We start from the raw sequence: 26,147 nt of genomic DNA on the forward strand, positions 1-26,147 counted from the left end.
AAGGAGCCACCCCATGACCTTCGCAACCCCCACAGCAAAACGCCTGGCAGACGACCCATCCGCCCTGGAACGCATCTGGTTCACGCGTTGCCCGGTGCCCACCGCCTCAGGCCTGGCCTACAAGCTCGGCTGGCTTGAGCAAGAATTCGCTGCCGATGGCTTGCCAGTCTCGACCCTGCAGGAGGCCCGCCAGTTAGGCCATCACCACTACGATCACCAGTTGCCCGGGCTGTTTCGCGAGGGCGGCAACGTGCCAGCGCTGGCGGCACGTGCGGCCGGTTCGCCCAGCCGGCTGATCGGCCTGACCTGGATCGAGGAATGGCAAACCATCCTGGTCCGCCCGGATTCCGGCATCCGCAGCGCCGCCGACTTGCGCGGCAAGCGCCTGGCGCTGCCGGCCTGGGGCGACAGCCGGCCTGGCAGCATTGCCCGGGCCATGAGCCTTCATGGGTACAAAGGCGCCCTGGCCTCGGCGGGGCTGCACCTAGATGACGTGCAACTGGTGGAAGTGGCCTTGCTCGACCAGGCCAGTGCCGCCACCCCGGCGTTGGGCTTGCAGCGGCTATGGTCGGGGCTGGAATACCTGGCGCGCGGTGAAGTCGATGCCGTGTACGTGAAGGGCGCGGCAGCAGCCGACGCCGCACGCCGGCTGGGCCTGGTGGTCGGCGTCGACCTCGACCTGCTGCCCGATCCGCGCCACCGCATCAACAACGGCACCCCCCGGCCGATCACCGTGCATCAGCGCCTGCTCGACAACCATTTCGACCTGGTGGTGCGCTTCCTTGCCCAGACCTTGCGTGCCGCCGAATGGGCCGCCGGCAACCGCGACGCGCTCAACCGTATTCTCGAAGACGAAACCCGCGCGGGCAGCCAGGGCGTGGCCGAGGCCTACCGCGGTGACTTCCACACCACCTTGGCGCCGGACCTGTCCGCACAGCGCCTGGCCTTCCTCGGCACACAAAAAGACTTCCTGTACCTGCACGGTTTCCTCGAAGCCGATTTCGACATTGCCGACTGGGTCGACCCGCGGCCTCTGCAAGCTGCCCATGAACTGCTGGCCCAACGCCGCGCCTGACCTGACCGGAGATTGAACATGACCGTACTGATCAACGAACGCCCCGTCACTGCCGAACTGCAAGCCTTCATCGACCAGGTAGTGGCCGAAGCCGAAGCGGCCTTCAGCGTCTTTCGCGAAACCAACACCATCACCGCCAATGGCACGGTCGGTTTCATCGAGCGTGTGCCGGGTGAAGAGCTGCTGGTGTCGGTGAACTACGGCGGGCCGTGGAACCACCGCAAGCCGCTGCAGGCCACCGTCACCGACTTTGCCGGCAACGTCATCGTCGGCAAGGGCAAAGGCGGTTTGGGCCGTTACACCAAGCTGTTCCAGACCCACGCCGATGTCACCACCGTGTCGCACGTGCACAGCCCGTACCTGGGTGCCTGGGCGCAAACCCACCGCACCTTGCCGTTCCACTACGTGCCGGTGCAGCGCTACCAACTGGCCCGCGAGCTGCCGGTGTACATCGACCGGCGCCAGGCCGAGGTGGACTTCATCCTCGACAAGATCGCCGAGAACCCGTTCAACCTGGCAATCCTGGAAGCCAACGGCGGCGCCACGGTGTGGGGCAAGCAGGGGCTGCGGGCCACGGCGGAGTTCATCCTGTTGCTGGAGGAGGGGGCGCAGATCCAGTTGCTGGCCGATGCCCTGGGCGGGTCGCGGCCTTACGGGCCGGGGGTGCTGACCCAGCAGTGGAAGATGAGCGGGTTGTACGACCGTGCTACCGAATTGGGCCTGGTGCCTGGCATCGATCGGCGTAATTGACCCCGTTGTCAGCCCGCCCACGCACTCTGTAGGAGCAGCCTTGTGCTGCGAAAGGGCCCGTCCAGGCACTGCATCTGCATCGGTAGTACCGGCCTCTTCGCAGCACAAGGCTGCTCCTGCAGGACCGCGTTGGCAGCCTGATCAACCATTCCAAGCAAGGACCCGCCCCATGGCAGTAAAAATACTCTGGTACCTCACCACTCCCGACGGCCCCTATCCCTGGGAGCCCGAAGGCCGTTGGCACACCGATTTCGAACACCTCAAGCAACTGGCCATCGCCGCGGACCGCCTGGGCTACTACGGCTCGCTGCTCGGCTCCAGCCCCAACGAAAGCCTGGCCGTGTCGGCAGCGCTGATCGACGCCACCAAGCGCCTGCGCTTTCTGGTCGCCCAGCACCCAGGCGAGCTGTCGCCAGCGGTGCTGGCCAAATGGGCGCTCACCTTTGACCAGTTCTCCAACGGCCGCCTGCTGTTCAACGTGGTCAACGGCAACGACGCCGGCCTGGCTACCCTGGGCGTACATTACCCGCACGATGAACGCTACGACTTCAGCCTGGAGTACTGGCGCGCTTTTCAAAGCTTCTACGCCGGCGAAACGGCGGGTTACGACGGCCGCTACGTCAAGCTGTCACCCCGTGCACCCGCCGCTGCCCATCACCCGCTGGGCGGTTGGCACCCACCCAAGCAAAAGCCCGGCATCCCGCTATGGGGTGCCGGTACTTCCGCACCGGGCGTAGCCCATTCGGTGCAGTTGCTGGACGTGTACCTGAGCTTCGCCGACACCCCGCAAAAGCTCGGCGACAAGTTCCGCCGGGTGGCGGCCGAGGCGGCGAAGATCGGCCGTGAGCTGACCTACGGCACCCGCCTGCAAGTGATCGTGCGCGAAACCGAGGAAGAGGCCTGGGCCCATGCACAGCGCCTGTTGCAGCGCACCTCGCTGGCCACCGCGCGCGCGGCCATCGAACGCCAGTTGCCTGCCGGGCAAACCTTCGACAGCTACGTCAGCGACGACCCGCGTATCCAGCGCAATCTCGACAGCCTCCGCGCCGGGCGCCTGCCCACAGCCCGCGAGCTGGAAATCTACCCCAACGTCTGGCTGGGCCCCAGCCTGTTCGGTTTCAACATCCTCGGCCCTGCAGCCGGCACTTACCTGGTCGGCAGCGCCGAACAGGTCGCCGAACGCATTCGTGAATACGAGGCCCAGGGCACGTCGGCATTCATCCTGTCAGGCTTCCCGCTGATCGATGAGGCGCACCGGGTGGCAGACCTGCTGTTCCCGCTACTGGACCTGAACCATGGCTTCGAGGTGCCGCGCCTGGGCGCAGTCAGCAAGCCCGGCGTGGCGCAACCGGCGTAAGGAGAGGGTGATGAGCGAGTTGTTTTCGCGCCGGGTGTTTCTCGGCAACAGCCTGGCCGTTGGCGGCGGCCTGCTGCTCGGCGGCGGGCTGCTCAGTGGCTGCGACAACGGCGCGCCGGCAGCCGCCAGTGCGGCGCTGCCGGGTACGCCGGTGCGCGGTGGGCGCTTGCGGGTGGGCATTATCGATGGCGACCAGGCCGGCAACCTTGATGCGCACAAGCCGGTGGGCGGCGGCATCATCCGTGGCTGGGCGCTTTACGCCAAGTTCTGGGAATGGAACGCCGACGTCAGCACGCGCCTGGCACTGGCCGAGTTCGCCGAGCCGAATGCCGACGCCAGCGCCTGGACCATTCGCCTCAAGCCTGGGCTGGAGTTTCACCACGGCAAAAGCATCACCGCCGACGACATGCTGTTCTCGATTCTGCGCCTGACCGACCCGCAGTTGGCCTCGCCATTCGCCGGGCTGGTCGGCGCTATCGATCGGCAGGCCCTGCGCAAACTGGACGAGCGCACTATTGAAATACGTTTCAAGCACGGGCAAAGCTTCTACCCGCTGGACGAAACGTTGATCAGCTTCGGCGGCATCGTGCCCACCGACTACCACCCGGTGACCAACCCGGTGGGCGCGGGGCCATACCGGCTGAAAAGCTTCATACCTGGGCAGCGCTCGCTCTACACCCGTTTTGAAAACTACTACAAGCCTAACCGCCCCTATGCCGATGATCTGGAAATCATCGAATTCAAGGACCAGGTGTCGCGGGCCGCAGCGCTGCGCGCCGGTCAGATCGACGTGGCCAGTGGTGTGCAGGCAGAGCACAGCGCGTTGCTCAAGGCCGACCCACGGCTGCGCCTGTATGCCTCACCGAGCACCTCGTTCACCGGCTTTAACCTGAACCTGGCCAAGGCGCCGTTCCAGGACGTACGGGTACGCCAGGCATTTCGCCTGCTGGCCGACCGCCAGGAACTGGTGGCACGCGGGCTCAATGGCTTTGGACGGGTGGCCAATGACCTGTATTCGCCCCACGACCCCACCTACAACCACGCCATTGCCCAGCGCCCGTACGACCTGGACCAGGCCCGCTCGCTGCTGCGCCAGGCGGGGCAGGACGATTTGCGTGTGGAACTGACCACCACGCCAGGGCCTGGCGTCAATGCCGCGCTGGTGTTTGCCCAGCAGGCCCTGAAGGCCGGGGTGCAGGTGAAGGTCAATCAAGTGGACGGCTCGGTCTTCAACGGCCCGCAACGCGAGCAATGGCAGCTGTCGCCGGGCTCGACCCCGGCGCGCGGCTTTCTTGCCTCGGCGCTGCACAACGATGCACCGCAGGCCATTTACAACCGCAGCAACTTCCACGACCCGCGCTTCACCGAACTGTTCCAGCAGGCCCTGGCCCAGCCCGACCTGGCACGGCGCACGGCCTTGGTTCACGAAGCCCAGGCCATCCAGCATGAACGTGGCGGGTTGCTTATCTGGGGCTTTTCCGACGTGCTCGATGCGGCGTCGGCCAAGGTTGGCGGGCTTGCCCCGGAACAGACCACTTTCGCCTCCTGGCGCTTTGACGAACTCTGGTTGACCCCCAATGCCTGATCCTCGACACACGCCCCGCACGCCGGCCTGGCTGGCCTGGTTCATCGGCCGCCTCGGTTACGGGCTGCTGACCGCCTGGGTGATCAGCCTGGTGGTGTTCATCGCCACCCAGGCGCTGCCTTCGGACCCGGCACGGGTGATCCTCGGCCCGGATGCGCCGCTGGAAAGCATCCTCACCCTGCAACGGCAACTGGGCCTCGACCAGCCGATCCTGGTGCAGTACCTGCGCTGGCTAGGCGCAGCATTACGCGGGGACCTGGGCATTTCGCTGGACTCACAGGTCCCGGTGGCGCAGCTGCTGTTCGGCCGGTTGGGCCATACCCTGGCCCTGCTGGTCGGGGTGTTGACGCTGGTGGTGCCGGTGGCCCTGCTGCTGGGGGTGAGCCTGGCCCTGCGGCGTGACAGCCGGCTGGACCGCTGGGGCCTGTCGACGCTGATACTGCTCAAGGCCACGCCGGGCTTTCTGCTGGCCATCGGCCTGGTGCTGCTGTTCTCCATGCCGGGCATGGGCTGGCTGCCGGCGGTGTCGATCCTCGACCCACAGTTGCCGCTGTGGCGGCAGTGGCCGTCGCTGGTGCTGCCGGTGCTGGCGCTGAGCCTGACGGCCCTGCCGTACCTGACGCGTATGGTACGGGCTTCGATGATCGAGGCGCTGGAGTCCGAGTATGTGATCGCCGCGCGCCTGCGGGGTGTCCCCGAGCGGCGCATCGTCTGGCGTCACACGTTGCCCAATGCCTTGACCCCGGCGATCCAGGGCGTGGCACTGACCCTGCGCACCCTGGTCGGCGGTGCGCTGCTGGCCGAGGTGATCTTCAGCTACCCGGGTATCGGCACTGCATTGAACGCGGCGATACAGATGCGCGACCTGCCGATGGTCCAGGGCGCGGTGCTGGTCATTACCCTGGCGGTGGTGTTGATCAACCTGCTGGCCGACCTGTTGACGGTATTGCTCACTCCCAAGCTGCGCACGGCGCGCCGGGTGCGGATGATCCGCCGTATCCGGCGCGGCATTCGGCCCTGGTGGCGACGCGTGCGCAGCACCCCTGCCCAGGAGGCGACCCATGATTGAATCCCGTTGGCTGGCCGACCCACAGGTGCGCCGTGGCGCCGTGATCACCTTGCTGGTGGCGCTGCTGGCCGCTTTCGGCCCCTGGCTGGCACCCCATGCTCCCACGGCGATGATCGGGCCGGTGTACGGCCCACCGGCTGACGGGGCACCGTTGGGGCACGACTTTCTGGGCCATGACCTGCTCTCGCGGTTGCTCAGCGGCGGCCTGTCGGTGCTGTGGATGTCGGTGGCAGCAGCCACCCTCGCATTGCTGGTTGGCGGCAGCCTGGGCCTGTTGGCCGGGTTCTCGCGCAGGCGATTGGACCAGGCGATCAGCTGGGCGGCGGACGTATCGCTGGCGTTTCCGGACCTGATCCTGGTGCTGCTGATCGTGTCCATGCTCGGCCGTGCACCTTGGCTGATCGTGTTGACCGTGGCCATCGCCTTTACCCCGGGGGTGGTCCGTCTGGCCCGTGGCAGTGCCGTGGCGGTGGCCGGGCAGGAGTACGTCGAGGCGGCGCAGATGATGGGTTACCCGCGTTGGCGCATCCTCTTTCATGAAATCCTGCCGAACATCCTCACGCCCCTGCTGGTGCACTTCGGCAACATGCTGACCTGGGCGGTGGGCATGCTGTCCGGCTTGAGTTTTCTGGGCTACGGGGTGGCACCGCCAGCGGCCGACTGGGGCCTGATGATCAACGAAAACCAGGCCGGCCTGCTGGTGCAGCCGTGGGCCGTACTGGCACCTGCATTGCTGATCGGGGTGTTTGCCTATGGCACCAACATCCTGGCCGAAGGGATTGGCCGGGCGAGTGCCCGGATCGGGGAGAAGCAGCCATGAGCGCGCTGTTGGATGTGGCCAGTGAAGTGTTGCAAGTCAGCGACCTGCGGGTAGAGCTGGCCGGGCAGGTCGATGTGCTGGCCGAGGTGTCGTTCAGCGTTGCGGCAGGCGAAATTGTTGGCCTGGTGGGTGAGTCCGGCTCGGGCAAGACCACCCTGGCCACGGCGTTGCTGCGCCATGCCCGGCAGGGCGCGCGAATCGTTGGCGGGCGAGTGGTGGTGGCCGGGCAGTCGCTGCTCGAGCTTGAAGGCGAGGCCTTGCGCCTGGCCCGTGGCGGGCTGGTCGGCTACGTAGCCCAGGACCCGGCCACGGCGCTGAACCCGGCGTTGCGCGTGGGAGCCTTGTTGGGTGAAACCCTGTTGGCGCACCAGCCTGCGCTGTCGCGTGAGGCTGTGCGCCAGCGCATCGGCGAAACCCTGCTGGATGTGGGCCTGCCTGATGACGATAGCTTCCTCCGGCGGTTTGCGCATCAACTGTCTGGCGGGCAGCAACAGCGGGTGATGCTGGCGCTGGCGTTTGTCTTGCGGCCCCGGCTGATCATCCTCGACGAGCCCACCACCGCACTGGACGTTTCCACCCAGGCCCATGTGCTGCAGACCCTCAAGCGCCTGTGCCGTGACCAAGGTGTGGCGGCGCTGTACGTTACCCATGACCTGGCGGTGGTGCGTGACCTGGTCGACCGGGTGATGGTGATGTACGCCGGGCGCCTGGTGGAAGTGGCCGGGCGCGAAGGGTTGTTCCGCGCACCGCTGCATCCCTACACCCGCGCGTTGCTCGCGGCCATTCCCGACATCGGCCGGCGCCAGCCGTTACAGGCAATTGCCGGGCATGCGCCGGCACCAGGGCAGCGCCCGGACGGCTGTGCATTTGCGCCGCGCTGCGGCAGGCGTCGTGCAGAGTGTTCAGTGATCGAGCCGTCTTTGCTGACGCATGACGGCGGGCATCGGGTGGCCTGCCTGGTGCCGCACCGAGAGCCGCTGCCCATGGGGGAGGTGGCTGTCGAGGCTGCTGCTGCGCCGGGCGAAGCGGTGTTACTGGAGGTCCTTGGGCTGGATGTAGCTTACGATCGCCAGGTGTTGTTCGATGTGTCTTTGCGGGTGGGCCAAGGTGAGTGCCTGGCGCTGGTGGGCGAGTCGGGTTCGGGCAAGACCAGCCTGGCCAGGGCCATTGCCGGGCTGGGCGAAAACGTTCAGGGGCAAATGAGCTACACCGGCGAGCCTTTGGCGTTTGCCGCGCGCGAACGCGATGCCCGGCTGCGTCACCAGATCCAGTATGTGTTCCAGAACCCCTATCGGGCGTTGAACCCAAGGCAGACCATCGGGCAAACGCTCAGCGCGCCGTTGGCGCACTTTTTCGGGGTACGCGGCGGTGAAGCGCGCGAGCGGGTCGAGGCCGTGCTGGAGCGGGTGTCGCTACCGGCGCGTGTGGCCGACTTGTATCCGCATAGCTTGTCCGGTGGCGAGCGCCAGCGCGTGGCGATTGCCCGGGCGTTGATCTGCGAGCCGAAGCTGCTGGTGTGTGACGAGATCACTTCCGCGCTGGATGTGTCGGTGCAGGCATCGATACTGGCCTTGCTGCAGCGCCTGCAGGGGGAGGGGCTGACCTTGTTGTTCGTCACCCATGACCTTGGGGTGGTGCGGGCGATTGCCGACCGCGTGCTGGTGTTGCGCCAGGGGCGGGTGGTAGAGCAGGGTATTGCCGATCAGGTTCTGGGGCGACCGGTTGATGCTTATACCCGCACGCTGGTGGAGCATTCGCCGAGGTTGCGGGTTGGCCTCTAGGTGCTTGCCTTGGGGTATGCAGTGCCTGTGAGACCGAGCGCCGCCCGCGCGGCGCTTCGCAGCACAAGGCTGCTCCTACATTTGTTTCGGGCCAATTTCTCCTGTGAAGGTGGCGCGCGGCCCCTTTGCGTCCACCTCGATATGGTGCCGGACGAACAAGGCGGCCGCGCGCGTTGGTGCAGGCGTCACTGGCCCGAAACAGATGTAGGAGCAGCCTTGTGCTGCGAAGCGCCGCGCGGGCGGCGCTCGATCTCACAGGCGCCAAACAACCCAAGGCATGCACCCGGCAACCCAGATGCACCCCAAAGCCATACCCCCCACCTTCACCCCACAAACCGGGCCTGGCGCCGCCGAACTTCCTCGCGCACCGCTGGAATCACCCAGCGCCCGTAATCCACCGTGTCATACAGCGGGTCATAGCCCCGGTTGAGAAACGTGGTCACCCCAAGGTCGACATAATCGAGCAGCGCCTGGGCCACGGTCTCCGGCGTGCCCACCAGCGCGGTGGTATCGCCATAGGCGCCCACCGCAGTCGCCGTCGGCATCCACAACGCCCGGTCATGCCGATCGGCGCGGGCGGCAGCGGCCAACAGGCGTTCGGAGCCGGTGCCCTTGATGCGCTTCTGCCAAGGGCTGTCCGCTGCAAACTGTGGGTTGGCCTTGATCTGCGCGAGGATCTGTTCGGCACGCTGCCAGGCCTGCTCCTCGGTGGCACCCAGGATCAGCCGTACCGACAGGCTGACCCTCGGCGCCGCTACGCCTGCGGCGTTGGCGGCAGCCTTGAGTTTGCCGATCTGTTCGGCGACGCCGCTCAGCGGCTCACCCCACAGGGCATACAGATCCGCATGCTTGACGGCGATCTGGTAGGCGATGTCGGACGAGCCTCCGAAGGAAATCGGGATATGCGGCTGCTGCAGCGGCTTCACCGGTGAAAAGGCGCCCTTGATATTGAAGTAGCGGCCCTCGAAGTCGAACGGCTCCTCGGCCGTCCAGGTGCGACGGACAATCTCCAGGTATTCGTCGGCACGCCGGTAGCGCTCGGTCTTGTCCAGCAGCGTGTCCCCCTCTTGCGGCTCGGCGGTGATACCGGTGATCGCATGCAGGCGGATGCGCCCGCCGCCGGTGGTGTGGTCGAGGGTGGCGAATGCCCGTGCGGCCACCGTGGGCGCGGTCAGGGCCGGGCGGTGGGCAATCATGAAACCCAGGCGTTCGGTGTGCGCGGCAGCATAGGCGGCTATCTGCAGGCTGTCGGCGCTACCAGGGCCGCTGGCGATCAGCACCCGGTCGAACCCGGCATGCTCATGGGCGCGGGCGTGGTGACGGATGAACGGCAGGTCGAAGTCCGGTGTGCGTACGCCACGGGTCTCGGACCACTGGCGGGGGAAGATCATGCCGACAAATTCAATGGACATGGCTGAGACCTTTCAGGTTGAGGGTGATCAGAACTGGTAATCGACCTGGGCCAGCAGCGTGCGGCCCGGCATCGGTTGCAGGAAGGTGTTGGTGGAGCCAGCCAGGCCGCTGACGAAATTCAGCTCGTCGGTAACGTTGAGCATGCGCACCGTCACGCCCCACTGCGGCTGGCGGTAGTACACGGCAAGGTCGAGGTTGTATTCGTCCGGCACTTTCACCGTCTTGCTCAGGTTCAGGTACCAACTGCTGGTCCACCAGCCGGAAAGCTCGACGCCAAACCCTGAGTCGAAGCGGTAGTCGACATACCCGCCGGCGTTGTATTCGGGGATCTGCACCGCATCGAACTTGCCGGACGGGCGCTGGTTGAGGCTGTTGTTGTCGCCGAATACGGTGCCGTTGTCGGGGATGAACCCGGCCGAGGCGAACCCTGCCTGGCTGGTGAACTCGTTGTAGGCGCTGATGCGGCTGAGGTTGAGGCCGCCGCGCAGGTGCTGGTCCTGGTAGCGCAGGGTCGCTTCCCAGCCTTTGACGATCAGCCGGGCGATGTTGTTGTTGCTGTCCGGCGACTGGTCGCGGGCCTGCTTGTAGGCAGCCAGGGTGAAAAACAGCTGGTCGGGCACAGCCTCCACCTTCAACCCGACCTCATGCAACACGCTCAGGCTCTCGAAGGCGAGCGGGTTGAGCTGGTTGGCCCCCGTGCCGCTGCCCCAGCCCAGGCCGTTGGTGAAGAAACCGGTATTCACCGCCAGCGAGCGGTCGAAGGTGTAGTACAGCGTGCTGTTTTCCGTAGGTTTGAAATAGGGGCTGACCTGCACCGAGAACAGCCGGTAGTTGTCCGAGTCCTTGCGCGGGTTGCCGCCGGGTAGCACGAAGGGGTTTTCGATGCGCGCGTCGATCCAGCTGCGGCTGGCGCCCACGTTCAGGCCCACGCGCTCGCCCAGGCGCAGGTTGTGCTGGCTGAACAGGGTCTTGGTGGTCCAGGTGCTGTCGGCGGTGTAGGGCGCCACCGATTCGGCATACAGGCCATGCCCCGCCGGGTACATGGCGGGCAGGTTGAGCCAGCCGTAGTAGCTGGAAAGCTGCGGCACACCGGGTTGGCCGATCCAGGCAGCGTTGCCACCGGCGGGGTTGCGGCCGCTCAGGCCGAGCAGGTCGCCGGGGTTCTTCAAGGTAGGGTCGAGGGTCAGGTCATAGGCGTTGATGGTGCTGCCGAAGCTGTTGTTGGCGGCGATCGACTCGTTGCGCTCGCGGCGATAGATCAGCCCGGTGTTGCTGTCGTCGATCAGGGTCAGGTCGCCCAGCTGAAATTGGCCACGGCCGCGGAACTCGAAGCGGTTGTCGAAAATGTCGTCCTTGCCCTGCACCTGGAACGCCCCGACGGCATCGGTGGTGTCGGTGGAGTGCTGGTAGAAGGTGCTGTTGGCCACGGTGATCGACGGGGTCAGGTCGCCTTCGACGCGCAGTTGCGTGGTAAAGCGCCGCGAACGGTTTTCGTCCTGCGCGCGCTGGCCGGTTTGTGACGATAACGAGGTCAGGCCGTTGCCCGCCAGCGACGGGTCATAGACCCAGCCACGCAGGCTGCCGGGGTTGGCCTGGGTGTTGGGCGACGCGCCCTGGAAGCTGCCGTTGACCACCGGGTACTGGCCCTGGGCATTGCGCTGGCGCTGCACCCAGCCGAGCACCTGGGCGTCGGCTGCACCGGACGACAGCACCGGTGACCACAAGGTGTTGCCGTTCTGGATGATTGGGGTGGCGCGGCCGGCGTAGTACTTGCCGTGGTCGACCAGGTCCTGGGTGGCGCGGTTCCAGCCGTGGGTGATGTTGTAGTCGTAGTAGTCATCGTAGGCGGCGTTCCAGTCGACCCGAAGGTTGTCGTTGCGCCAGGCGAGGGCACCGTAGAAGGCGTCGAAGTTGTTCTCGACGTTGTCGTAGAAGTCTTCCTGGCGCTGGCGGGTGATGCTCACCCGGTAAGCCAGGTTGTCCGTCAGCGGGCCGGTGTTGTCGATGCTGAATTTGGTGGCATCGCGTGATTCACCATCGGGGATCCAGCTGCCGATTTCGCCGCTGAGCCTGGTGCGGAAACGGTTGAAATCGGGCTTCTTGCTCAGGTAGTTGACGTAGCCGCCACTGCCGCTGACCGAGCCGTAGGTCACCGACGAAGGCCCGGCGACGATGTCGGCGCCTTCGTAGGCGTTGAAGTTGGCCGGGTGGCGCACCCCGTAGGCGCGCTGGCCATCCTGGAACACCTCGGTATTCTGCCCGCGCATCTGCGGGGCGATGCCGGCGTTCTGGCCACCGCCGCGGGTGATGCCGGGGGCGTACTTGACCAGGTCGTCGGAGCTGCGGATCGGGTCGTTGGCCAGTTGCCCGGCGTTGATCTGGGTGACCGAGCGCGGGGTGTCCAGCACCTTGGCTTCCAGGCCGCCGTAGATCGAGGCTGGCGGGCGGCTGGGCAGGGCGTCGTCATCGGGCTGTTCGGCCTGCACGGTGACGGTTTGCAGCTGGGTGTCTTCGGCGTGGGCCAGCGGCGCGCTGGCGGCCAGAATGGCCAGCGCCAGTGCGCTGGGCTGGAATTTGGGGGGCAGCAAGGTAACGCGTGGCATTGGCTGGGCCTCGTTCAATAGCAGGAATGTGGGAGAAACGAGGGCGCAGCCGCGCCTGCGGTTGGTTTGTTTTGTGTGTTGTTTGTCCCGGCCCTATCGCCGGGACAGGCGGTAGAGGGCCTGCAGGTCAACTTCTGAGCCACAGGCTCTCGAACCGCCATGTACTGAACAGCGACTGCTCCGCCTGTGCACCACCCACACGTGTGCTGACACTGTCGAGCAGGTCGGCAAAGCCCCAGATCAGCATGCCGCCGCGCTCGTACTGAATGCGTTGCGCGCGGTGCACCAGCGCCTTGCGTTGTTCCAGGTCCGGCTGGGCCATGGCAGCGAGGAAGGCCTCACTGAATTCGGGGTCGTGGAAGTGGGTCTTGTTGGCTACTGCGAACGGCGCGTCGGTGTGGATGGCACTGGCCAGGTACGGGGCACCGATGCTGCCGCCGGTGCTCAAGGTCCAGTCGTCGCGCTGCGGGCCCTGGAAGGTGGCCAGGTCGACCTGGCGCACGTTGACGGTTACGCCGATACGTCGGGCCTGCTCGGCCAATACCAAGGCCGACGCCAGCCCCGGCCCTGGTGTGGTCACCAGGTCCACCTGCAACTGTTCATGGCCGGCTTCGCGCAGCAACTGCGCTGCCCGCAGCGGGTCGTAGGGGCGCGGGCCGATGCTGTGGTCGAAGGTGGGGTCGAACGGTGCATACAGGTCGTTGGCTACCCGGCCCTGGCCATTCAGCGCACGGCGCACCAGTTCTTCGCGGTCGGCCAGCAGGCGGAATGCCTCCCGCACGCGCGCGTCGTCGAACGGCGCCTTGGCGGTGTTCATGTCGAACGACAGCCAGTTGCCGCTCACCGACTTCAGCAGGCGCAGCCGTGGGTCGGCCTGCAGCACCTGCAGGTGCTCTGTGGACATGACGTTGGCCATGTCGATCTGCCCGGCACGCAACGCCGCCAGGCGGCCGGTCTGGTCTTTGAAATCGATGACCTCCAGTTCATCGGCATAGGGCTTGCCAGGTTTGTAGTAGTTGTCGAAGCGGGTGAACAGTGAGCGCTGGCCCGGGGTGAAGCTTTTCAGCTTGTACGGCCCGGCACCGACCGGGTTGGTGACCGGGTGGTAATCCACCGGCACGATGCCGCCGAAGTTGACCCAGGTTTCCGGCAGCGGCAGGTAGCTGCGCCCTTCGCGAAAGCCCAGGCGCACGGTGCGGTCGTCCAGCTTGACCAGGTTGTCGCGGTCCACCCAGTGCAGCAGCGCCGCATAGGGCGAGGCCAGCTGCGGGTCGGTGAGGCGGCGGATGGAGAAGATCAAGTCATCGGCGTCGATGGTCTTGCCGTGGTGGAATTCCAGCCCAGGTTTCAGCCGCAAGGTCCAGCTGCTGGCGTCGGCATTGGGCTCGGCGAACTCGGCCAGGGCCAGGCGCGGCTGCATCTGCTCGTCCCATTCCCACAGTTTGCTGTACAGGGCAAAGCCCCGCACGATGCCGCTGCCAATGGGCTTGTGGGCGTCGAGGTTGCCGCTCTGGTTGCCGTCGATGATGCCCAGGCGCAGGCGCCCGCCATGGCGGGGCTGGTCGGCAGCAGCATGGGTCGGGCTGTCGGCCTGGCCGCAGCCAGCCAGCAGCCCGCCCGCCAGCACGCCGGCGTGGCCGAGGAAGCCGCGCCGGCTCAGTGGGTAACCGTCCTTGGCCATGGCGTCAGGCCCCGTTGCTGGCGTGCAGTTGCACGGGTTCGGCTAGCGGGCGGGCAAGGGCTGCGCGCTGCGCACGGAAGTGCGGCAGGATGTGCTCGCCGATGCGGTAGGCCTCTTCCAGGTGCGGGTAGCCGGCGAGGAAGAACAGATCGACACCGATGCCGTGATACTCGCGGATACGCGCCACCACGTTGCTGTAGCTGCCCACCAGTGCGCAGCCCGGCGGGATGCCGATGTAACCGAAACCGGTCCACACATTGGGGTGGATGAAGAAGTCGTCGAAGGCCTGCTGCTCGTCCTGGTCGCTGTAGCCGTGCTCGTAGCTCAGCTTGCGCGCCGTGCGCAGGCCCGCGTGAGCGGCGCGGGCCTTGACCGTGCCTTTGGCCACGCCTTCGTCGAAGAAGCGCTTGGCCTCGGCCAGCGCGGCTGCTTCGGTCTCGCGTGCGATCACGTCGATGGACAGGCCAAAGCGAATGTCGGTACGGCCCCACTTCAGCGCACGGGCGCGGATGTCGGCGATCAGCGCGGCGATCTCGTCCGGGTGCTCGGCGCGCATCAGGTAGAAATCGGCGTGCTTGGCGGCGAACTCGCGCGCTGCCACTGACGAGCCAGCGGTGCAGATCAGCGGCAGCTCGGCCTTTTTCAGCGGGCCGCGCAGGCCTCCGCCTTCAGCGCGGTAGTAGGTGCCTTCGTAGTGGAACTGCTCGTTGTGCCAATAACCGCGCACCACGTCCATGAATTCGGTGGCACGGGCGTAGCGTTGGTCATGCTCTTCAAAGTCGCCGACCTGGCGCTGAAGGGCATCGGAGCCGCCGTTGATGATGTTCCACACCAGGCGGTTGCCGGTGGCGCGCTGGTAGGTCGCGGCCTGTTGCACAGCCACCCACGGGGTGTAGTGATAGGGCTGGAACGCGGTGACGAATTTCAGCGTGCGGGTTTCCCGGGCCAGCAGCGAGCACACCGTCCATGGCTCTTCGCCGGTGGGGGCGTTGACCATCAGCGCGCCGCCAAAGCCGTTTATTTCTGCGGCCCGGGCGATTTGACCGAGGTAGTCGATATAGGTGAAGTGATCACCCACGGCAAACCCCGACACCGCGCCGGTGCTGGCCCCGCCCGCATGCCAGTCGCCGCGGTTGCGTGGGTCGCCGGGGAGGAACTGGGTTTCGCCATGCAAGGGCAGGCGGGTGAAGAATTCGATGCTCATGGGCTGGCCTCCTTACTGGACGCTTGGGCTGCAATTGGGGGTAACTGGCTGGCCGCTGATGACCTGGCGGGCGAAGGGGATCGAGTCCTTCAGCGAGGCATTCACCGTTTCGCTGTGGCCCAGGCCCTTGTACAAGTGGCCCTGCACCACCGAGCCGGCCTTGCAGGCGTCCTGCATCAGCGCCACCTGGGTGGCGGCGGCGGGGGTCTTGTCCTCGGCGCCGGTGCCGATGAAGATCGGCTGGGCCAGTTTCAGGGTCGGGTACGACACCTGCGCCAGCCATGGCTTGAGCTGGTCGCCCTTATAGTCTTTCTTGGCGTTGGCCGGGGTCAGGCCTGTGCCCACCACGTCGCTGACCAAGGCTGACAGGCAGCTGGTGCGCGCCTGTTCGAACAGCGGCAAGGCCTTGTCGGTGTAGAAGTCGCGCGGGTCGATGCTCGGGTCGTACTGCTGCGCTGCCAGCAGGGTGTAGAAGCCATAGGCCAGGGCCGGGTCGACCTTGTCCTGGTCCTGTTCACCGACATTCTTCGAGCCCACGGTGTAGATCACCCCCGTGCCGATACTGCCCTTGACGCCCAGCTTGGGCGCGTAGGTCGCCGCATAGGCACCCGCGGCAAAGGCCCCCGCGCCACCTTGCGACTGGCCTATGATCAGCACTTTGTCTGCCAGCCCTGGCACACCGGCTACCACAGCCTTGGCAGCATCGAGAATGCCGTAGGCCGCCATGCGGTTGTTCAGCAGCGGGTGGCCGCCCGGTACACCGAGGCCTTGGTAGTCGGTGGCGACGATGGCGTAGCCTTCATCGAGCCAGCGGTTGAGGTATTGCACGTCGCGGTAGCTGCGGCCAGCCCAGGACGGCGCGCAGATATCTGCCACGCCGACGGTGCCGTGGCCCCAGCTGGCGACCGGCCAGCCGCCCGCAGGTGCCTTGCCTTTGGGTATGAACAATGCGCCGGAAACCACGATCGGGGTCTTGCCGTCGATGCCATCCAGCGAGGTGTAGAGAATGCGTTGCGCGCTGGCCGCATTGGGCAGGCTAAGCGCCTGGTCCAACGGCTCGCTGCGCAGCAGTTTCCCGGGAGTGGCGGGGATGGCCTTGCTCCAGGTGTAGAAGGCCGACACACGGCCATCGCCCTGCTGCGGGTCGGGTTTGGGCGCGTAGGTTTCGGCGGCCATGGCACCGACGGACAGGGCCAGGGCGCTGAGGCCGAAGACGAGCGAAGCAGGCAGTTTCATGGGTAAGGCTCTCAAGGTTGTTGGCTGATCTGGGCGTCGAGGGACGGCCAGTAGTGGGTCAGTTGCAGGTCGATCAGCGCCTGGCGGGTAAAGCCCGTGGCCAGGTCGCTGGTGATGTCGTAGGGCGTTCGGATCAGCCGGTTGGCAAGGGCGTACTGGCCCAGGGCGTCGTAGTGGGCCTTGAGCTGGGCATCGCTTTTCGGCGCCCAGCGTGCCTTCCACGCGACCGGGTCGTCCTGATCGTCCCGGCGCAGCACGCTTTCGCTCACACCGGCACGCGAAGACAACCCGTAGTAGGCGTCGCGGTTCTGCTCCTGGGAGATCCACCAAGCCGCGCGCACCCAGGCGGTGGCCACCAGTTGCGTCAGGTCGGCGTGCTGCTGCACGAAGCGGTCAGTGCCCCACAGGTCCGACACCAGCCGCCAGTCGTTGGCGCCTTGCTTGGTCGACCAGAGGATGCGCGCCACGCCTTTGTCTTCCAGGGCATAGGCTTCGTTGAGCAGCACGGCGGCGTCGACCTTGCCGGCGGACACCGCAGCGGCGCCTACTTGCGGGTTGAGGTTGGCGATCTTGAAATCACTGAGTGCCAGGCCCTGGCTTTGCAGGAAATTGCTGAAGGCGAACTCCCACGGGCGGCCGCGGTGCAAGGCCAGGCGCTTGCCTTTGAGGTCCTGGATGCTGCGCACCGTCGAGTTGCTCGGTACTACCAGGTAGATGTTGTTGCCGCTGCCACCCGGTACCACCAGCTTGCCCGGCACCTGGCCGGCACCAGCGATGACCGAAGGCAGGTCGCCGCGCACGGCAAAGTCCAGGCTGTCGTTGCTGAAGCCTTCGTTGATTTGCGGCCCGGCGCCGGCATGGGGCAGGGCGGTCCATTGCAGTGTCACGCCGCGGGCGGCCAGTTGCTGTTCCAGCCAGCCTTCTTCGATCACCCGCCCGGGGATACCGCCGAACACCGGCGCACCGCCCTGGGTGAAGGCGACGATGGCGATGCGCACCGCCGCCGGTGGCTCGGCTGCCAGCGCAGCCAGGCTGAGGAACAGGCCGCCCAGCAGGGCGAGGGCATTACGCCAGGGATTGATCATGTGCAGCTCCAGGCAAAGGTTCTACAGGCCAGGAGCGAAATGCATGCCAGCATGCCTTGAAGTGGCTGAAGCCCCCTATTTACAAGGGCTCCCGCCATGAACACGTTGGTGTGCGAGGAAAGGTCTGCTGATCGACGGGCAGGGAGTGCTGACGGGTTGCTGCTGTGGCAGCAATGGGTTGCTGAAAATTTCAATATTCTTAATTCGAATATCTAAATATTAATTAATAATTTTTTGATCTAATTTGTTTCATGCACTATGGGCCGGCGCGTCAACTGCCAGGAATGCCCCAATGTCGCTGATCACCCACCCCAATGCCCGCGAGCTGACCAAGTCGGTACGTGCCACCGTGCTCGTGTTCAAGGACCCGCGCTCCCAAGAGCTGCTCAGCCGCATCGAGCGCCTGGCGCCCAGTGAGGCCAACACCCTGATCATCGGCGAAACCGGCACCGGCAAGGAGCTGGTTGCCCGTCATATCCACCACCTCAGCCGCCGTGGGCGTGAGCCATTCGTGGCGGTGAACTGCGGTGCCTTTGCCGAAACCCTCGTGGAGAGCGAGCTGTTCGGCCACGAGAAAGGCGCGTTTACAGGCGCCACCAGCAACAAGGCCGGCTGGTTCGAAGCGGCCAATGGCGGCACGTTGTTCCTTGATGAAATCGGCGACCTGCCGCTGAACATGCAGGTGAAGTTGCTGCGGGTGCTGCAGGAGCGGGAAGTGGTGCGCCTGGGCTCACGTACGCCGATCCCGATCAACGTGCGGCTGGTGGCGGCGACCAACGTCAACCTGGCCGATGCGGTGGTGGCGGGGCATTTTCGAGAGGACCTGTTCTACCGCCTGCATGTGGCGACGATTCGCTTGCCGCCGCTGCGTGAACGGCCGGGGGATATCCTGCCGCTGGCGGAATTTTTCATCGAGGAGCATTGCCGACGCCTGGGTTACGAGCGTGCTGCGTTGAGCCCGGATGCCGAACGCAAATTGTTGGCGCATAGCTGGCCGGGCAACATCCGCGAACTAGAAAATGCCATTCACCATGCGTTGCTGGTGTGCCGGTATCAGGTGGTGGCGCCGGCGGACCTGCACCTGGTCGATATGCGGCCACAGGTGTCGGCGCCGGTGGCGCATGCGTATCTGCCGGCAGCGAGCGCGGCACCGCCTGACCTGGAAAGCGCGTTGCTGGCGTTGTTCGAGCAGAATGTGCCGAATTTGTATGAGCATATCGAGGAGACGGTGTTCAGGGCGGCGTATCGGTACTGCCACGGTAACCAGTTGCAGACAGGGCGGTTGCTGAACATCAGCCGCAACATCGTGCGGGCGCGGCTGGAGAAGATCGGCGAACTGACAAAAGCGTAATGGGCGCGGCCCACCCCTGTAGGAGCAGCCTTGTGCTGCGAAGAGGCCGGTACGGATCATACTGTTATGTGATCTTTACCGGCCTTTTCGCAGCACAAGGCTGCTCCTACCGGGCCTGTGTTTGCCTTGAAATACAGGTCAGGTGGAACCGCGTAGCCAGCAGCCGAGGTTTATTTGATGAAGCGCACCTGGCTGTTGATCTTCTCGATCACTGCCCCTTTACGCTCGTTGAAGCGGGCCTTGTTCTGCTCGAACAGGTTGTTGCCTTTGGTATCGATGGAGATGATCAGCGGCCCGAACTCGCGAACACGGTTCACCCAAAGGGTCTCCGGCATGCCCAGGTCCTGCCACTCCGCACGCTCGATCTCTTCCACCTGGGTTGCTGCCAGCACTGCGCAACCGCCCGGGAACACCGCATGCACCGCCTTGTTTTCCAGGCAGCCGGTGGTGGTTTCCGGCCCCATGCCACCTTTGCCGACAATCAGCTTCACACCGGTCTGCTCGATGAACTGCTTCTCGAACTTTTCCATGCGCATGCTGGTGGTCGGGCCAATGGAAACCATCTCGAAGCTGCCATCATCCTTCTTCCTGACGATGGGGCCTGCATGGAAAATCGCACCGCCACGCAGGTCAACCGGCAGTTCGCGGCCCAATTCGATGAGGCGCCGGTGTGCCACGTCACGGCAGGTCACCAGTTGGCCGGTGAGGTAGACGACGTCACCGACGTTGAGGTTGGCCAGGTCTTCGTCGCTGATCGGTGTGCTCAGGATCTTTTTCACAGTACTACCCCTTCGTGCGAGAGGATGTCGTAGGTCAGGTCGGCGTTGATGCGGATCTTGCCGCGGCGGTGCGCCCAGCAACCGGTGGACACTGCCACGCCGATGGTGGAGGGGTGGCGGGCCGAGGACTCGATGTTCACGCCCATTACGCTGCTGTTGCCGGTGAGCCCCTGCGGGCCGATGCCGATTTCGTTCAGCCCGTCCTCCAGCAGCTTTTCCATCATTGCTGCGCTTTCGTTGGGGTGGCTGGAGTCCACCTCGCGCAGGATGGCCTTCTTCGACAGGCGTGCTGCTGTCTCTACCGAGGTCGAAACCCCGACCCCCACCAGCAACGGCGGGCAGGCGTTGACCCCGCGAGAGGTGATCACATCGAAAACGAACTCGGTCACCCCTTCATAGCCTTGCCCCGGCATCAGCACCTTGGCCGAACCTGGCAAGGTGCAGCCGCCACCGGCCATGTACACATCGACGATGGCGTAGTCGGCATCGGGGATGATTTCCCAGTCCAGCCACGGGATTTTCGAGCCGGTGTTGGTGCCGGTGTTCTTCTCGATGAAGGTTTCCACCGCGTTGTGGCGCAACGGCCCCTGGATGGTGGCTTCCTTGGTGGCGTTTTCGAGGATGCTTTCCATCTCACCCAGCAGCGGGAAGCGCGCCCCGGCCGAGACGAAGTACTGGATCACGCCGGTATCCTGGCAGCTGGGCCGGTTGAGCTTGTCGGCGTACTCCTGGTTGTCGGCCATCGAGTCGTACACGGCGATGGCCAGCGGGTTGGTTTCGGCGGCGCGTAACTTGGCGGTCTTTTCCTTCACGTCTTTGGGCAGGCGTTTGCCGATATAGGCGGTGAACTTGGCCATCACGTCGGTAAGCGATGACACGGCGGTTTCTTTGTCCATGATTATTTCCTCACTGCATCACAAGGCGGGTTCTTTTTGCTGTTATCGAAAGGTCAGGGTGTGGGCGTGCCGGCCTCCAGTTGTGCAAGGGCAGGGCGGGTATCGGTGGGTTGTGGTTCTGCCGGTAGCTGGCCGTCCAGGGCCTGGGCCATGCGTTGCTTGTCCAGTGCACCGACCCAGTTGGCGATAGCCACGGTGCCGACGGCATTGCCGATGGTGTTGGTGATGGCGCGGGCCTCGGACATGAAGCGGTCCACGCCCAGCAGCAGCACCATGCCGGCCACCGGGATGTTGTCCATGGTCGCCAGGGTTGCGGCCAGGGTGATGAAGCCCGAACCGGTCACCCCTGCGGAGCCCTTGGAGGTGAGCAGCAGCACGCCGAGCACGAGCAGTTGGTCCATCAGGGTCAACGGGGTGTTGGTGGCCTGGGCGATGAAGATGGCGGCCATGGTGTAGTAGATGCACTGGCCATCCGGGTTGAAGGTAAGGCCCGAGGGGATCACCAGGCCCACCACCGGTTTGGACACGCCGACCTTTTCCAGCTTGTTCATCAGTTGTGGCACCACCGATTCGGACGAACTGGTGCCCAGCACCGTGAACAGCTCTTCCTTCAGGTACTTGAGGAACTTCCACAAGTTGAAGCCGGACAACCTGGCAATGGTGCCCAGCACGATCACCACGAACAGGAAGCAGGTCAGGTACATGGTTGCCATCAGCTTGCCCAACGACACGATGGAGCCCAGGCCGTATTTGCCGACGGTGAAGGCCATGGCGCCGCAGGCTGCCAGCGGGGCTACACGCATGATCATGCCGACGATGAAGAACATGCCGTGGGAGAACGCCTCCAGCACATCCACCATGGGCTTGCCACGAGGGCCCAGGTGCGAGAGGGCGATGCCGAACAGGGTGCTGAACAGCAGGATCGGCAGGATCTCGTTCTTGGCGAAGGCGTCGGTCACGCTGCCGGGTATCACATGCAGCATGAAGTCGATGAAGCCGCCGCTGTTCCCGGCTGCGGCAGCGGTGTAGGTCGAGATGCTCTTGGCGTCGAGGGTGGCAGGGTCGACGTTCATGCCTTGGCCGGGCTGTACGATGTTGACTACTACCAACCCCAGTACCAGGGCAAAGGTGGAGAGCACTTCGAAGTAGATCAGCGCACGCACACCCACGCGGCCGAGTTCCTTCATGTTTTCCATCTTGGCGATGCCCAGCACCACCGTGGCGAAGATGATGGGGGCGAAGACCATCTTGATCAGTTTGATGAAGGCGTCGCCGATGGGCTTCAAGTCTGCGCCCACCTGTGGCCAGAACACCCCGATCAGCACCCCGAGGGTTACGCCGATCAATACCTGTACATAAAGCTTGCCGAACAATCGCTTGGCCATTGCCGTCTCCGAATTATTGTTGTGAGTCGGATTTATCTGGCGGCCGGGCTGATCGTGGGGTGCAGGTCACACCTGGCCTTGGCGGCCGAAAAGCCCAGCTTCTTTGTGGTTAATCACGCAGGGCAAAAGGTAATGGTTTTTCAAAAATGCTGTAATACAATGAAATTCAACTCATTGTTTCCCTCAGGTTAATTATGAATCCGGTATCGGAGCTGGCGTTCTTCACCCAGCTGATCAGGGTGGGCAGCCTGGCGGGTACTGCGCGCGAACTGAACCTGACGCCGCCTGCAGTCTCCAAGCGCCTGGCGCAGCTGGAACAGCGCCTGGGTGTGCGTTTGCTTAACCGCACAACACGCAGCATCAGCCTTACCGCCGAGGGCGAGACCTACCTGGTGAATGCCCGGCGGATACTGGGTGAGATCGAGGAAATGGAGCGCCAGGTTTCCAGCAGCCGTGCCGAGCCCAAGGGCCTGCTACGGGTCAATGCACCGCTGGGTTTTGGTCGTACGCATGTGGGGCCGGCAGTGTCGTCGTTTGCCAGGCGCTACCCCGAGGTGGAGGTGCAGTTGCACCTCACCGACCGCCCAATCGCCCTGCCGAACGACGCTATCGATGTGGCCATCCGCTTTGGTGAGCTGCCTGATTCGCGTCTGATCGCCCGCAAGATCGCTGCCAACCGCCGCCGGTTGTGCGCGGCGCCCGCTTACCTGGAGGCCCACGGCACCCCAGAAGCGCCAAAAGACCTGGCCAGCCACAACTGCATCGTGTTGCGCCAGAACGATGCCGCGTTCGGCATCTGGCGGCTCAGCCGTGGCAAGCAGAGCGAGTCGGTGAAAGTGCGCGGCAGCCTGAGCACAAACGATGGCGAGGTCGCCCTGAACTGGGCCCTCGACGGGCAGGGCATCCTGATGCGGGCCGAGTGGAACCTGGCTGACCACCTGCGCAGTGGGCGGCTGGTGGAAGTGCTGGGTGATTACCACACCCCGCCTGCGGATATCTATGCGGTGTACCTGGAGCGCCTGAACCTGTCGGCCAAGGTGTCGTGTTTTGTCGAGCACTTGAGAACGTTCTTTTGCCAGGGAGAAACCTTGGCAGCGTGGAACTGAGCCGGGTTACCCATTCGTACCGTCGACTCAGTATTCTTGGGCCTTGCTGAAAAACTTGGTTTCCCATACTGCCAAGAAATGCTCGTACAGCTTGATTAAATCAAATACGATGCTTAAACGACTACACCGCCAAAACGAACAAATTTCCCGTTTCTAATCCTTGCCTCTGGATGCGGCCAGTTCTCTCGAATAGTTTTAGGAGAAAAGTTTGAATTCACAGCTTCACGCGGCAGGACCCCCATTAATTGGCCGGTCCCAGCTTTGTCAATTACGGTGATTTGATGATAGAAAACGGGCGAATTTGGCTTATCTTTAACGTGTTTTATCAAGCCTTGACGTGGTTCTTGGTTAAACGCAATGGCAAAATTTGCCTCTGACGCCTGGTATACAGAGGCTTTCAATGATCTGGAGGTTCCGGCGAGACTGAGTGCATCTTGGCTAGACAATTGCCCGATTATTTTACGCTGAACATGCCATGGCATATGGTCGAGTTTAGGTAGTGGCTTTTGTCCGACATCGCTCTGCATGTGCCCTTTGCCAGTGGAACTGGATCTCGACGATAATCGCAGTTTCGCGGCCGCATTACCTGCCCACTGGGTAAGAGTATTTATAAATTCCGTAAATTTTGAGTGGCCCGTTGGGTCGCTATAGTTAATGGGATCACCTAGGCAATACGCATATAAATTTAACCCCCCATTACCAAACGGACTCCAACTGTCAGGACTGTTGAAACGCATCAATACCGGATTAAACGCTCGGTATCCATTACCCAATACGTAATGCCCGGTTACCGGGTCTGGACATTCTCCATTGAAGCCCAGCATGCTCAGTAAGTCGCCTTCCGCTGTTCGGTGGCCATAAGGTGTGTACACAAGGGTATGAAGCTGCATTGCGTCGAGTACATTTAACCCCGAGCGTTGCTGATCGGTAGCGAGCAAGGTCGATTTAATCCCATCGCCCTGGCTCTGATGCTCGGCCAACAGTTGATCGTCGTGCTGGAAGATCGAACGCGTCAGCAAGCCTTGTACCTCGGTGGCCAGGCGGCTTTTCTGGTAAAAGCGTTGAATGTTCGCCTGCTTCGATGGCCTACACGCTGTCAGACGATCCGGTGCGTCATTACGGTAGAAGGAAAGTACGGTATCCGGGTTCGTCGGCATGGGTTGGGCTCCCTGAAAGCTCCCTGTACTTGACTATTATCCTTGCCCAGTTGTCCCACGCTGTCTACCTAGCAGAACTGCTAGGCATCTGTACGATGCGCTTCATCGAGCGCATGGGGATGATGGGTTGCCCGGCTAGCGCCTCGGCGTCCTAGCCCTTGTCGGTAAGCAACCACTTACAGCGTTTACGCGGGCGACCACGCTGGTCGATGGAAAGCTGACGTCGTCAAGCAGTGGATGGCCGTAGCTGATGTCAGTGGCTTGCGAAATCCGGTCAGACTCGGGTTAAATGAGAGTCATTACTAAAGACGCCCTGATCGGTTCTACCATGTCCTGTGCTGACCCTTCCCTGCAAAAAGCCGTGCACACGCTCTACGAGGACCATCATTCCTGGCTGTGCGGCTGGCTGCGCAGCAAGCTCGGGTGCATGGAGCATGCGGCCGACCTGGCCCAAGACACGTTCATACGGGTGCTGACCCTGCGCAAGGCCGCGGAGCTGCAACAGCCGCGGGCGTACCTGAGCAGTGTCGCCCGTAGCCTGATGATCGACATGTTCCGGCGCCGTGCCGTGGAGCAGGCCTACCTGGAAACCCTGGCGGCACGGCCCGAGCCTGTAGAGGTTTCGCCCGAGGCGCGCCTGCTGATTATCGAGACCCTGCTGGAAATCGATCGGCTACTCGATGGCCTGGGCACGCGCCCCCGCGAGATCTTCCTGATGGCCCAGCTCGATGGCCTGAGCTATGTGGAAATCGCGCGGCGCCTGGATGTTTCGCTCACTACCGTCAAAAAGCATGCAGTGCGGGCGCTGACCCATTGCCTGATGCTGGCCGAGGCGTGAACGATGGCGGGGGCTGAACCGTTGGACCGCAATACCCTGGAGGCTGCCGCACGCTGGTATGTCGAGCTGCGCTGCCAAGCGGATGACAGCACGCGAGCGGCGCATCAGCGCTGGTTGTTGAGTGACCCGCGACACCTGCAGGCCTGGGAGCGCCTGGCACGCTTGCAGGGCAAGCTGGCGCAGGTCACACCCGGTATTGCACGGCCGACGTTAAGCAGTGCCAGGGCCAAGCGGCGTGAGGTGCTCAAGGTGTTGTCGCTGTTGTTGGTCACGGGCGCGACAGGCGGTGTGGTGTTGCGTGATGGCGGCGTTGCGCGGTTGATGGCCGACGTGCGTACAGGCGTTGGCGAGCAGCGTTCGTTGCGGCTGGACGATGGCAGCCAGTTGCAATTGAACACCGACACTGCTGTTGATATTCGCTACGACGGCCAGTGGCGCGCACTTGAGTTGCTGAAAGGGGAGATCCTGGTGCAGACCGCATCGGATGCATTATCCCGCCCGTTCATCGTGCATACCGGCCAGGGGAGTGTCCGCGCACTGGGTACGCGTTTTATCGTGCGCTGCGACGCCGACGTTACGCGGGTGTGCGTGCTGCAGCATGCGGTGCAAGTGCGCAGTGCACAGAGCATGGCGGCTGTGCGGGTAGAGGCCGGGCAACAGTTGCAATTCAGCACCGAAAAGATGGGCAACGTGACACCGCTAGCGGTGATGGCAGACGCCTGGTCCCGCGAGATGTTGATCGTGGATGACTGGCGCCTCGCCGATGTGGTGAGCGAGCTGCAGCGGTATCGGCCCGGGTACCTGGGCTGCGATGAGGCCGTGGGCGGGTTGCGACTGTCCGGGGCCTTTCACTTGGGCGACATCGATATCGTCCTGCAAAACCTGACCACCACGCTGCCTGTGCGCATTCGTCGCTTCAGCCGCTACTGGACGCGCGTCGAGGCTGCCTGAAGCCTGATGCCGGCGATGGGCCGCA

At 64.1% G+C, this 26,147-nt stretch carries 21 protein-coding genes and 1 pseudogene; 11 read left to right on the forward strand and 11 right to left on the reverse strand.

Going from position 1 to position 26,147, the window contains the following annotated elements; translation table 11 throughout:
- Positions 1–13 precede the first annotated feature (13 nt).
- The 7 genes from MRBLPB4O_RS09980 to MRBLPB4O_RS10010 all read left to right on the forward strand — a co-directional run bounded on the left by MRBLPB4O_RS09980 (position 14) and on the right by MRBLPB4O_RS10010 (position 8,437).
- Positions 14–1,075 carry an ABC transporter substrate-binding protein gene (locus MRBLPB4O_RS09980; protein WP_341798271.1) on the forward strand — a complete coding sequence of 354 codons (1,062 nt, stop codon included), beginning with the start codon at positions 14–16 and terminating at the stop codon, positions 1,073–1,075.
- 18 nt (positions 1,076–1,093) lie between these two features.
- Positions 1,094–1,825 carry a class II aldolase/adducin family protein gene (locus MRBLPB4O_RS09985; RefSeq protein WP_341798272.1) on the forward strand — a complete coding sequence of 244 codons (732 nt, stop codon included), beginning with the start codon at positions 1,094–1,096 and terminating at the stop codon, positions 1,823–1,825.
- A 169-nt stretch (positions 1,826–1,994) separates the two neighbouring features.
- Positions 1,995–3,182 carry an LLM class flavin-dependent oxidoreductase gene (locus tag MRBLPB4O_RS09990; RefSeq protein WP_341798273.1) on the forward strand — a complete coding sequence of 396 codons (1,188 nt, stop codon included), beginning with the start codon at positions 1,995–1,997 and terminating at the stop codon, positions 3,180–3,182.
- Between the two features lie 10 nt (positions 3,183–3,192).
- Positions 3,193–4,767 (forward strand): ABC transporter substrate-binding protein, encoded by a 1,575-nt coding sequence (locus tag MRBLPB4O_RS09995; RefSeq protein ID WP_341798274.1) that lies wholly within the window; start codon positions 3,193–3,195, stop codon positions 4,765–4,767.
- The gene (locus MRBLPB4O_RS10000) at positions 4,760–5,836 is read left to right on the forward strand and encodes an ABC transporter permease (protein ID WP_341798275.1); all 1,077 of its coding nucleotides are present in this window, start codon (positions 4,760–4,762) and stop codon (positions 5,834–5,836) included. The genes MRBLPB4O_RS09995 and MRBLPB4O_RS10000 overlap by 8 nt, the downstream gene beginning before the upstream one ends.
- Entirely contained in the window at positions 5,829–6,656 is an 828-nt protein-coding gene (locus tag MRBLPB4O_RS10005) for an ABC transporter permease (protein WP_341798276.1), read from the forward strand. Before MRBLPB4O_RS10000 ends, MRBLPB4O_RS10005 begins: the two co-directional genes overlap by 8 nt.
- Positions 6,653–8,437 carry an ABC transporter ATP-binding protein gene (locus tag MRBLPB4O_RS10010; RefSeq protein WP_341798277.1) on the forward strand — a complete coding sequence of 595 codons (1,785 nt, stop codon included), beginning with the start codon at positions 6,653–6,655 and terminating at the stop codon, positions 8,435–8,437. The genes MRBLPB4O_RS10005 and MRBLPB4O_RS10010 overlap by 4 nt, the downstream gene beginning before the upstream one ends.
- Positions 8,438–8,760: 323 nt before the next feature.
- On the opposite strand, the gene MRBLPB4O_RS10015 is transcribed toward MRBLPB4O_RS10010, so the two are convergent.
- From MRBLPB4O_RS10015 to MRBLPB4O_RS10040, 6 genes are all read right to left on the reverse strand, one after another.
- Positions 8,761–9,849 carry an LLM class flavin-dependent oxidoreductase gene (locus MRBLPB4O_RS10015; protein ID WP_016500375.1) on the reverse strand — a complete coding sequence of 363 codons (1,089 nt, stop codon included), beginning with the start codon at positions 9,847–9,849 and terminating at the stop codon, positions 8,761–8,763.
- A 27-nt stretch (positions 9,850–9,876) separates the two neighbouring features.
- Positions 9,877–12,453 carry a TonB-dependent receptor plug domain-containing protein gene (locus tag MRBLPB4O_RS10020; protein ID WP_341798278.1) on the reverse strand — a complete coding sequence of 859 codons (2,577 nt, stop codon included), beginning with the start codon at positions 12,451–12,453 and terminating at the stop codon, positions 9,877–9,879.
- A gap of 127 nt (positions 12,454–12,580) precedes the next feature.
- On the reverse strand, positions 12,581–14,134 hold the full coding sequence (locus tag MRBLPB4O_RS10025) for an ABC transporter substrate-binding protein (protein WP_341798279.1): 1,554 nt from the start codon (positions 14,132–14,134) through the stop codon (positions 12,581–12,583).
- A 4-nt stretch (positions 14,135–14,138) separates the two neighbouring features.
- Positions 14,139–15,338 carry an LLM class flavin-dependent oxidoreductase gene (locus MRBLPB4O_RS10030; protein WP_341798280.1) on the reverse strand — a complete coding sequence of 400 codons (1,200 nt, stop codon included), beginning with the start codon at positions 15,336–15,338 and terminating at the stop codon, positions 14,139–14,141.
- A 12-nt stretch (positions 15,339–15,350) separates the two neighbouring features.
- A complete protein-coding gene (locus MRBLPB4O_RS10035; protein ID WP_174371186.1) occupies positions 15,351–16,574 on the reverse strand; it encodes a lipase family protein in 1,224 nt (407 codons plus the stop codon).
- Between the two features lie 11 nt (positions 16,575–16,585).
- Positions 16,586–17,659, reverse strand: a complete 1,074-nt coding sequence (locus tag MRBLPB4O_RS10040; RefSeq protein ID WP_341798281.1) for an ABC transporter substrate-binding protein — start codon at positions 17,657–17,659, stop codon at positions 16,586–16,588.
- Between the two features lie 292 nt (positions 17,660–17,951).
- On the opposite strand from MRBLPB4O_RS10040, the gene MRBLPB4O_RS10045 reads away from it, so the two are divergent.
- Entirely contained in the window at positions 17,952–19,010 is a 1,059-nt protein-coding gene (locus tag MRBLPB4O_RS10045; RefSeq protein WP_341798282.1) for a sigma-54 dependent transcriptional regulator, read from the forward strand.
- A 170-nt stretch (positions 19,011–19,180) separates the two neighbouring features.
- On the opposite strand, the gene ttdB is transcribed toward MRBLPB4O_RS10045, so the two are convergent.
- The 3 genes from ttdB to MRBLPB4O_RS10060 are packed head-to-tail and all read right to left on the reverse strand — an operon-like array spanning position 19,181 to position 22,070.
- Positions 19,181–19,789: a L(+)-tartrate dehydratase subunit beta gene (gene ttdB, locus MRBLPB4O_RS10050; protein ID WP_003259286.1), complete on the reverse strand. Its 609-nt coding sequence runs from the start codon at positions 19,787–19,789 to the stop codon at positions 19,181–19,183.
- On the reverse strand, positions 19,786–20,685 hold the full coding sequence (gene ttdA, locus MRBLPB4O_RS10055) for a L(+)-tartrate dehydratase subunit alpha (protein WP_016500367.1): 900 nt from the start codon (positions 20,683–20,685) through the stop codon (positions 19,786–19,788). The genes ttdB and ttdA overlap by 4 nt, the downstream gene beginning before the upstream one ends.
- Positions 20,686–20,738: 53 nt before the next feature.
- Positions 20,739–22,070: a dicarboxylate/amino acid:cation symporter gene (locus tag MRBLPB4O_RS10060; protein WP_016500366.1), complete on the reverse strand. Its 1,332-nt coding sequence runs from the start codon at positions 22,068–22,070 to the stop codon at positions 20,739–20,741.
- Positions 22,071–22,264: 194 nt separating this feature from the next.
- On the opposite strand from MRBLPB4O_RS10060, the gene MRBLPB4O_RS10065 reads away from it, so the two are divergent.
- Entirely contained in the window at positions 22,265–23,176 is a 912-nt protein-coding gene (locus tag MRBLPB4O_RS10065) for a LysR substrate-binding domain-containing protein (RefSeq protein ID WP_341798283.1), read from the forward strand.
- A 113-nt stretch (positions 23,177–23,289) separates the two neighbouring features.
- Here the strand turns inward: MRBLPB4O_RS10065 and MRBLPB4O_RS10070 are convergent, their stop codons facing one another.
- Both MRBLPB4O_RS10070 and MRBLPB4O_RS10075 read right to left on the reverse strand, forming a co-directional pair.
- Positions 23,290–24,333, reverse strand: a complete 1,044-nt coding sequence (locus MRBLPB4O_RS10070) for an RHS repeat-associated core domain-containing protein (protein ID WP_341798284.1) — start codon at positions 24,331–24,333, stop codon at positions 23,290–23,292.
- Between the two features lie 154 nt (positions 24,334–24,487).
- Positions 24,488–24,594 (reverse strand): annotated as a pseudogene (locus MRBLPB4O_RS10075) (IS5/IS1182 family transposase); the annotation flags it as partial.
- 67 nt (positions 24,595–24,661) lie between these two features.
- Between MRBLPB4O_RS10075 and MRBLPB4O_RS10080 the strand changes: the two are divergent.
- The gene (locus tag MRBLPB4O_RS10080; RefSeq protein WP_341798870.1) at positions 24,662–25,171 is read left to right on the forward strand and encodes a sigma-70 family RNA polymerase sigma factor; all 510 of its coding nucleotides are present in this window, start codon (positions 24,662–24,664) and stop codon (positions 25,169–25,171) included.
- A 3-nt stretch (positions 25,172–25,174) separates the two neighbouring features.
- Complete coding sequence (locus MRBLPB4O_RS10085) at positions 25,175–26,122, forward strand: FecR domain-containing protein (RefSeq protein WP_341798285.1); 948 nt, start codon at positions 25,175–25,177, stop codon at positions 26,120–26,122.
- Positions 26,123–26,147: the final 25 nt, after the last annotated feature.

It is taken from the genome of Pseudomonas sp. LPB4.O (assembly GCF_038383825.1).
In the GTDB taxonomy this organism is placed as follows: domain Bacteria; phylum Pseudomonadota; class Gammaproteobacteria; order Pseudomonadales; family Pseudomonadaceae; genus Aquipseudomonas; species Aquipseudomonas putida.

Bases quoted from the DNA above. Each gene is read 5' to 3' on its own strand.
- MRBLPB4O_RS09980 (WP_341798271.1), top strand. From the start codon at position 14: ATGACCTTCGCAACCCCCACAGCAAAACGCCTGGCAGACGACCCATCC.
- MRBLPB4O_RS09985 (WP_341798272.1), top strand. From the start codon at position 1,094: ATGACCGTACTGATCAACGAACGCCCCGTCACTGCCGAACTGCAAGCC.
- MRBLPB4O_RS09990 (WP_341798273.1), top strand. From the start codon at position 1,995: ATGGCAGTAAAAATACTCTGGTACCTCACCACTCCCGACGGCCCCTAT.
- MRBLPB4O_RS09995 (WP_341798274.1), top strand. From the start codon at position 3,193: ATGAGCGAGTTGTTTTCGCGCCGGGTGTTTCTCGGCAACAGCCTGGCC.
- MRBLPB4O_RS10000 (WP_341798275.1), top strand. From the start codon at position 4,760: ATGCCTGATCCTCGACACACGCCCCGCACGCCGGCCTGGCTGGCCTGG.
- MRBLPB4O_RS10005 (WP_341798276.1), top strand. From the start codon at position 5,829: ATGATTGAATCCCGTTGGCTGGCCGACCCACAGGTGCGCCGTGGCGCC.
- MRBLPB4O_RS10010 (WP_341798277.1), top strand. From the start codon at position 6,653: ATGAGCGCGCTGTTGGATGTGGCCAGTGAAGTGTTGCAAGTCAGCGAC.
- MRBLPB4O_RS10015 (WP_016500375.1), bottom strand. From the start codon at position 9,849: ATGTCCATTGAATTTGTCGGCATGATCTTCCCCCGCCAGTGGTCCGAG.
- MRBLPB4O_RS10020 (WP_341798278.1), bottom strand. From the start codon at position 12,453: ATGCCACGCGTTACCTTGCTGCCCCCCAAATTCCAGCCCAGCGCACTG.
- MRBLPB4O_RS10025 (WP_341798279.1), bottom strand. From the start codon at position 14,134: ATGGCCAAGGACGGTTACCCACTGAGCCGGCGCGGCTTCCTCGGCCAC.
- MRBLPB4O_RS10030 (WP_341798280.1), bottom strand. From the start codon at position 15,338: ATGAGCATCGAATTCTTCACCCGCCTGCCCTTGCATGGCGAAACCCAG.
- MRBLPB4O_RS10035 (WP_174371186.1), bottom strand. From the start codon at position 16,574: ATGAAACTGCCTGCTTCGCTCGTCTTCGGCCTCAGCGCCCTGGCCCTG.
- MRBLPB4O_RS10040 (WP_341798281.1), bottom strand. From the start codon at position 17,659: ATGATCAATCCCTGGCGTAATGCCCTCGCCCTGCTGGGCGGCCTGTTC.
- MRBLPB4O_RS10045 (WP_341798282.1), top strand. From the start codon at position 17,952: ATGTCGCTGATCACCCACCCCAATGCCCGCGAGCTGACCAAGTCGGTA.
- ttdA (WP_016500367.1), bottom strand. From the start codon at position 20,685: ATGGACAAAGAAACCGCCGTGTCATCGCTTACCGACGTGATGGCCAAG.
- MRBLPB4O_RS10060 (WP_016500366.1), bottom strand. From the start codon at position 22,070: ATGGCCAAGCGATTGTTCGGCAAGCTTTATGTACAGGTATTGATCGGC.
- MRBLPB4O_RS10065 (WP_341798283.1), top strand. From the start codon at position 22,265: ATGAATCCGGTATCGGAGCTGGCGTTCTTCACCCAGCTGATCAGGGTG.
- MRBLPB4O_RS10070 (WP_341798284.1), bottom strand. From the start codon at position 24,333: ATGCCGACGAACCCGGATACCGTACTTTCCTTCTACCGTAATGACGCA.
- MRBLPB4O_RS10080 (WP_341798870.1), top strand. From the start codon at position 24,662: ATGTCCTGTGCTGACCCTTCCCTGCAAAAAGCCGTGCACACGCTCTAC.
- MRBLPB4O_RS10085 (WP_341798285.1), top strand. From the start codon at position 25,175: ATGGCGGGGGCTGAACCGTTGGACCGCAATACCCTGGAGGCTGCCGCA.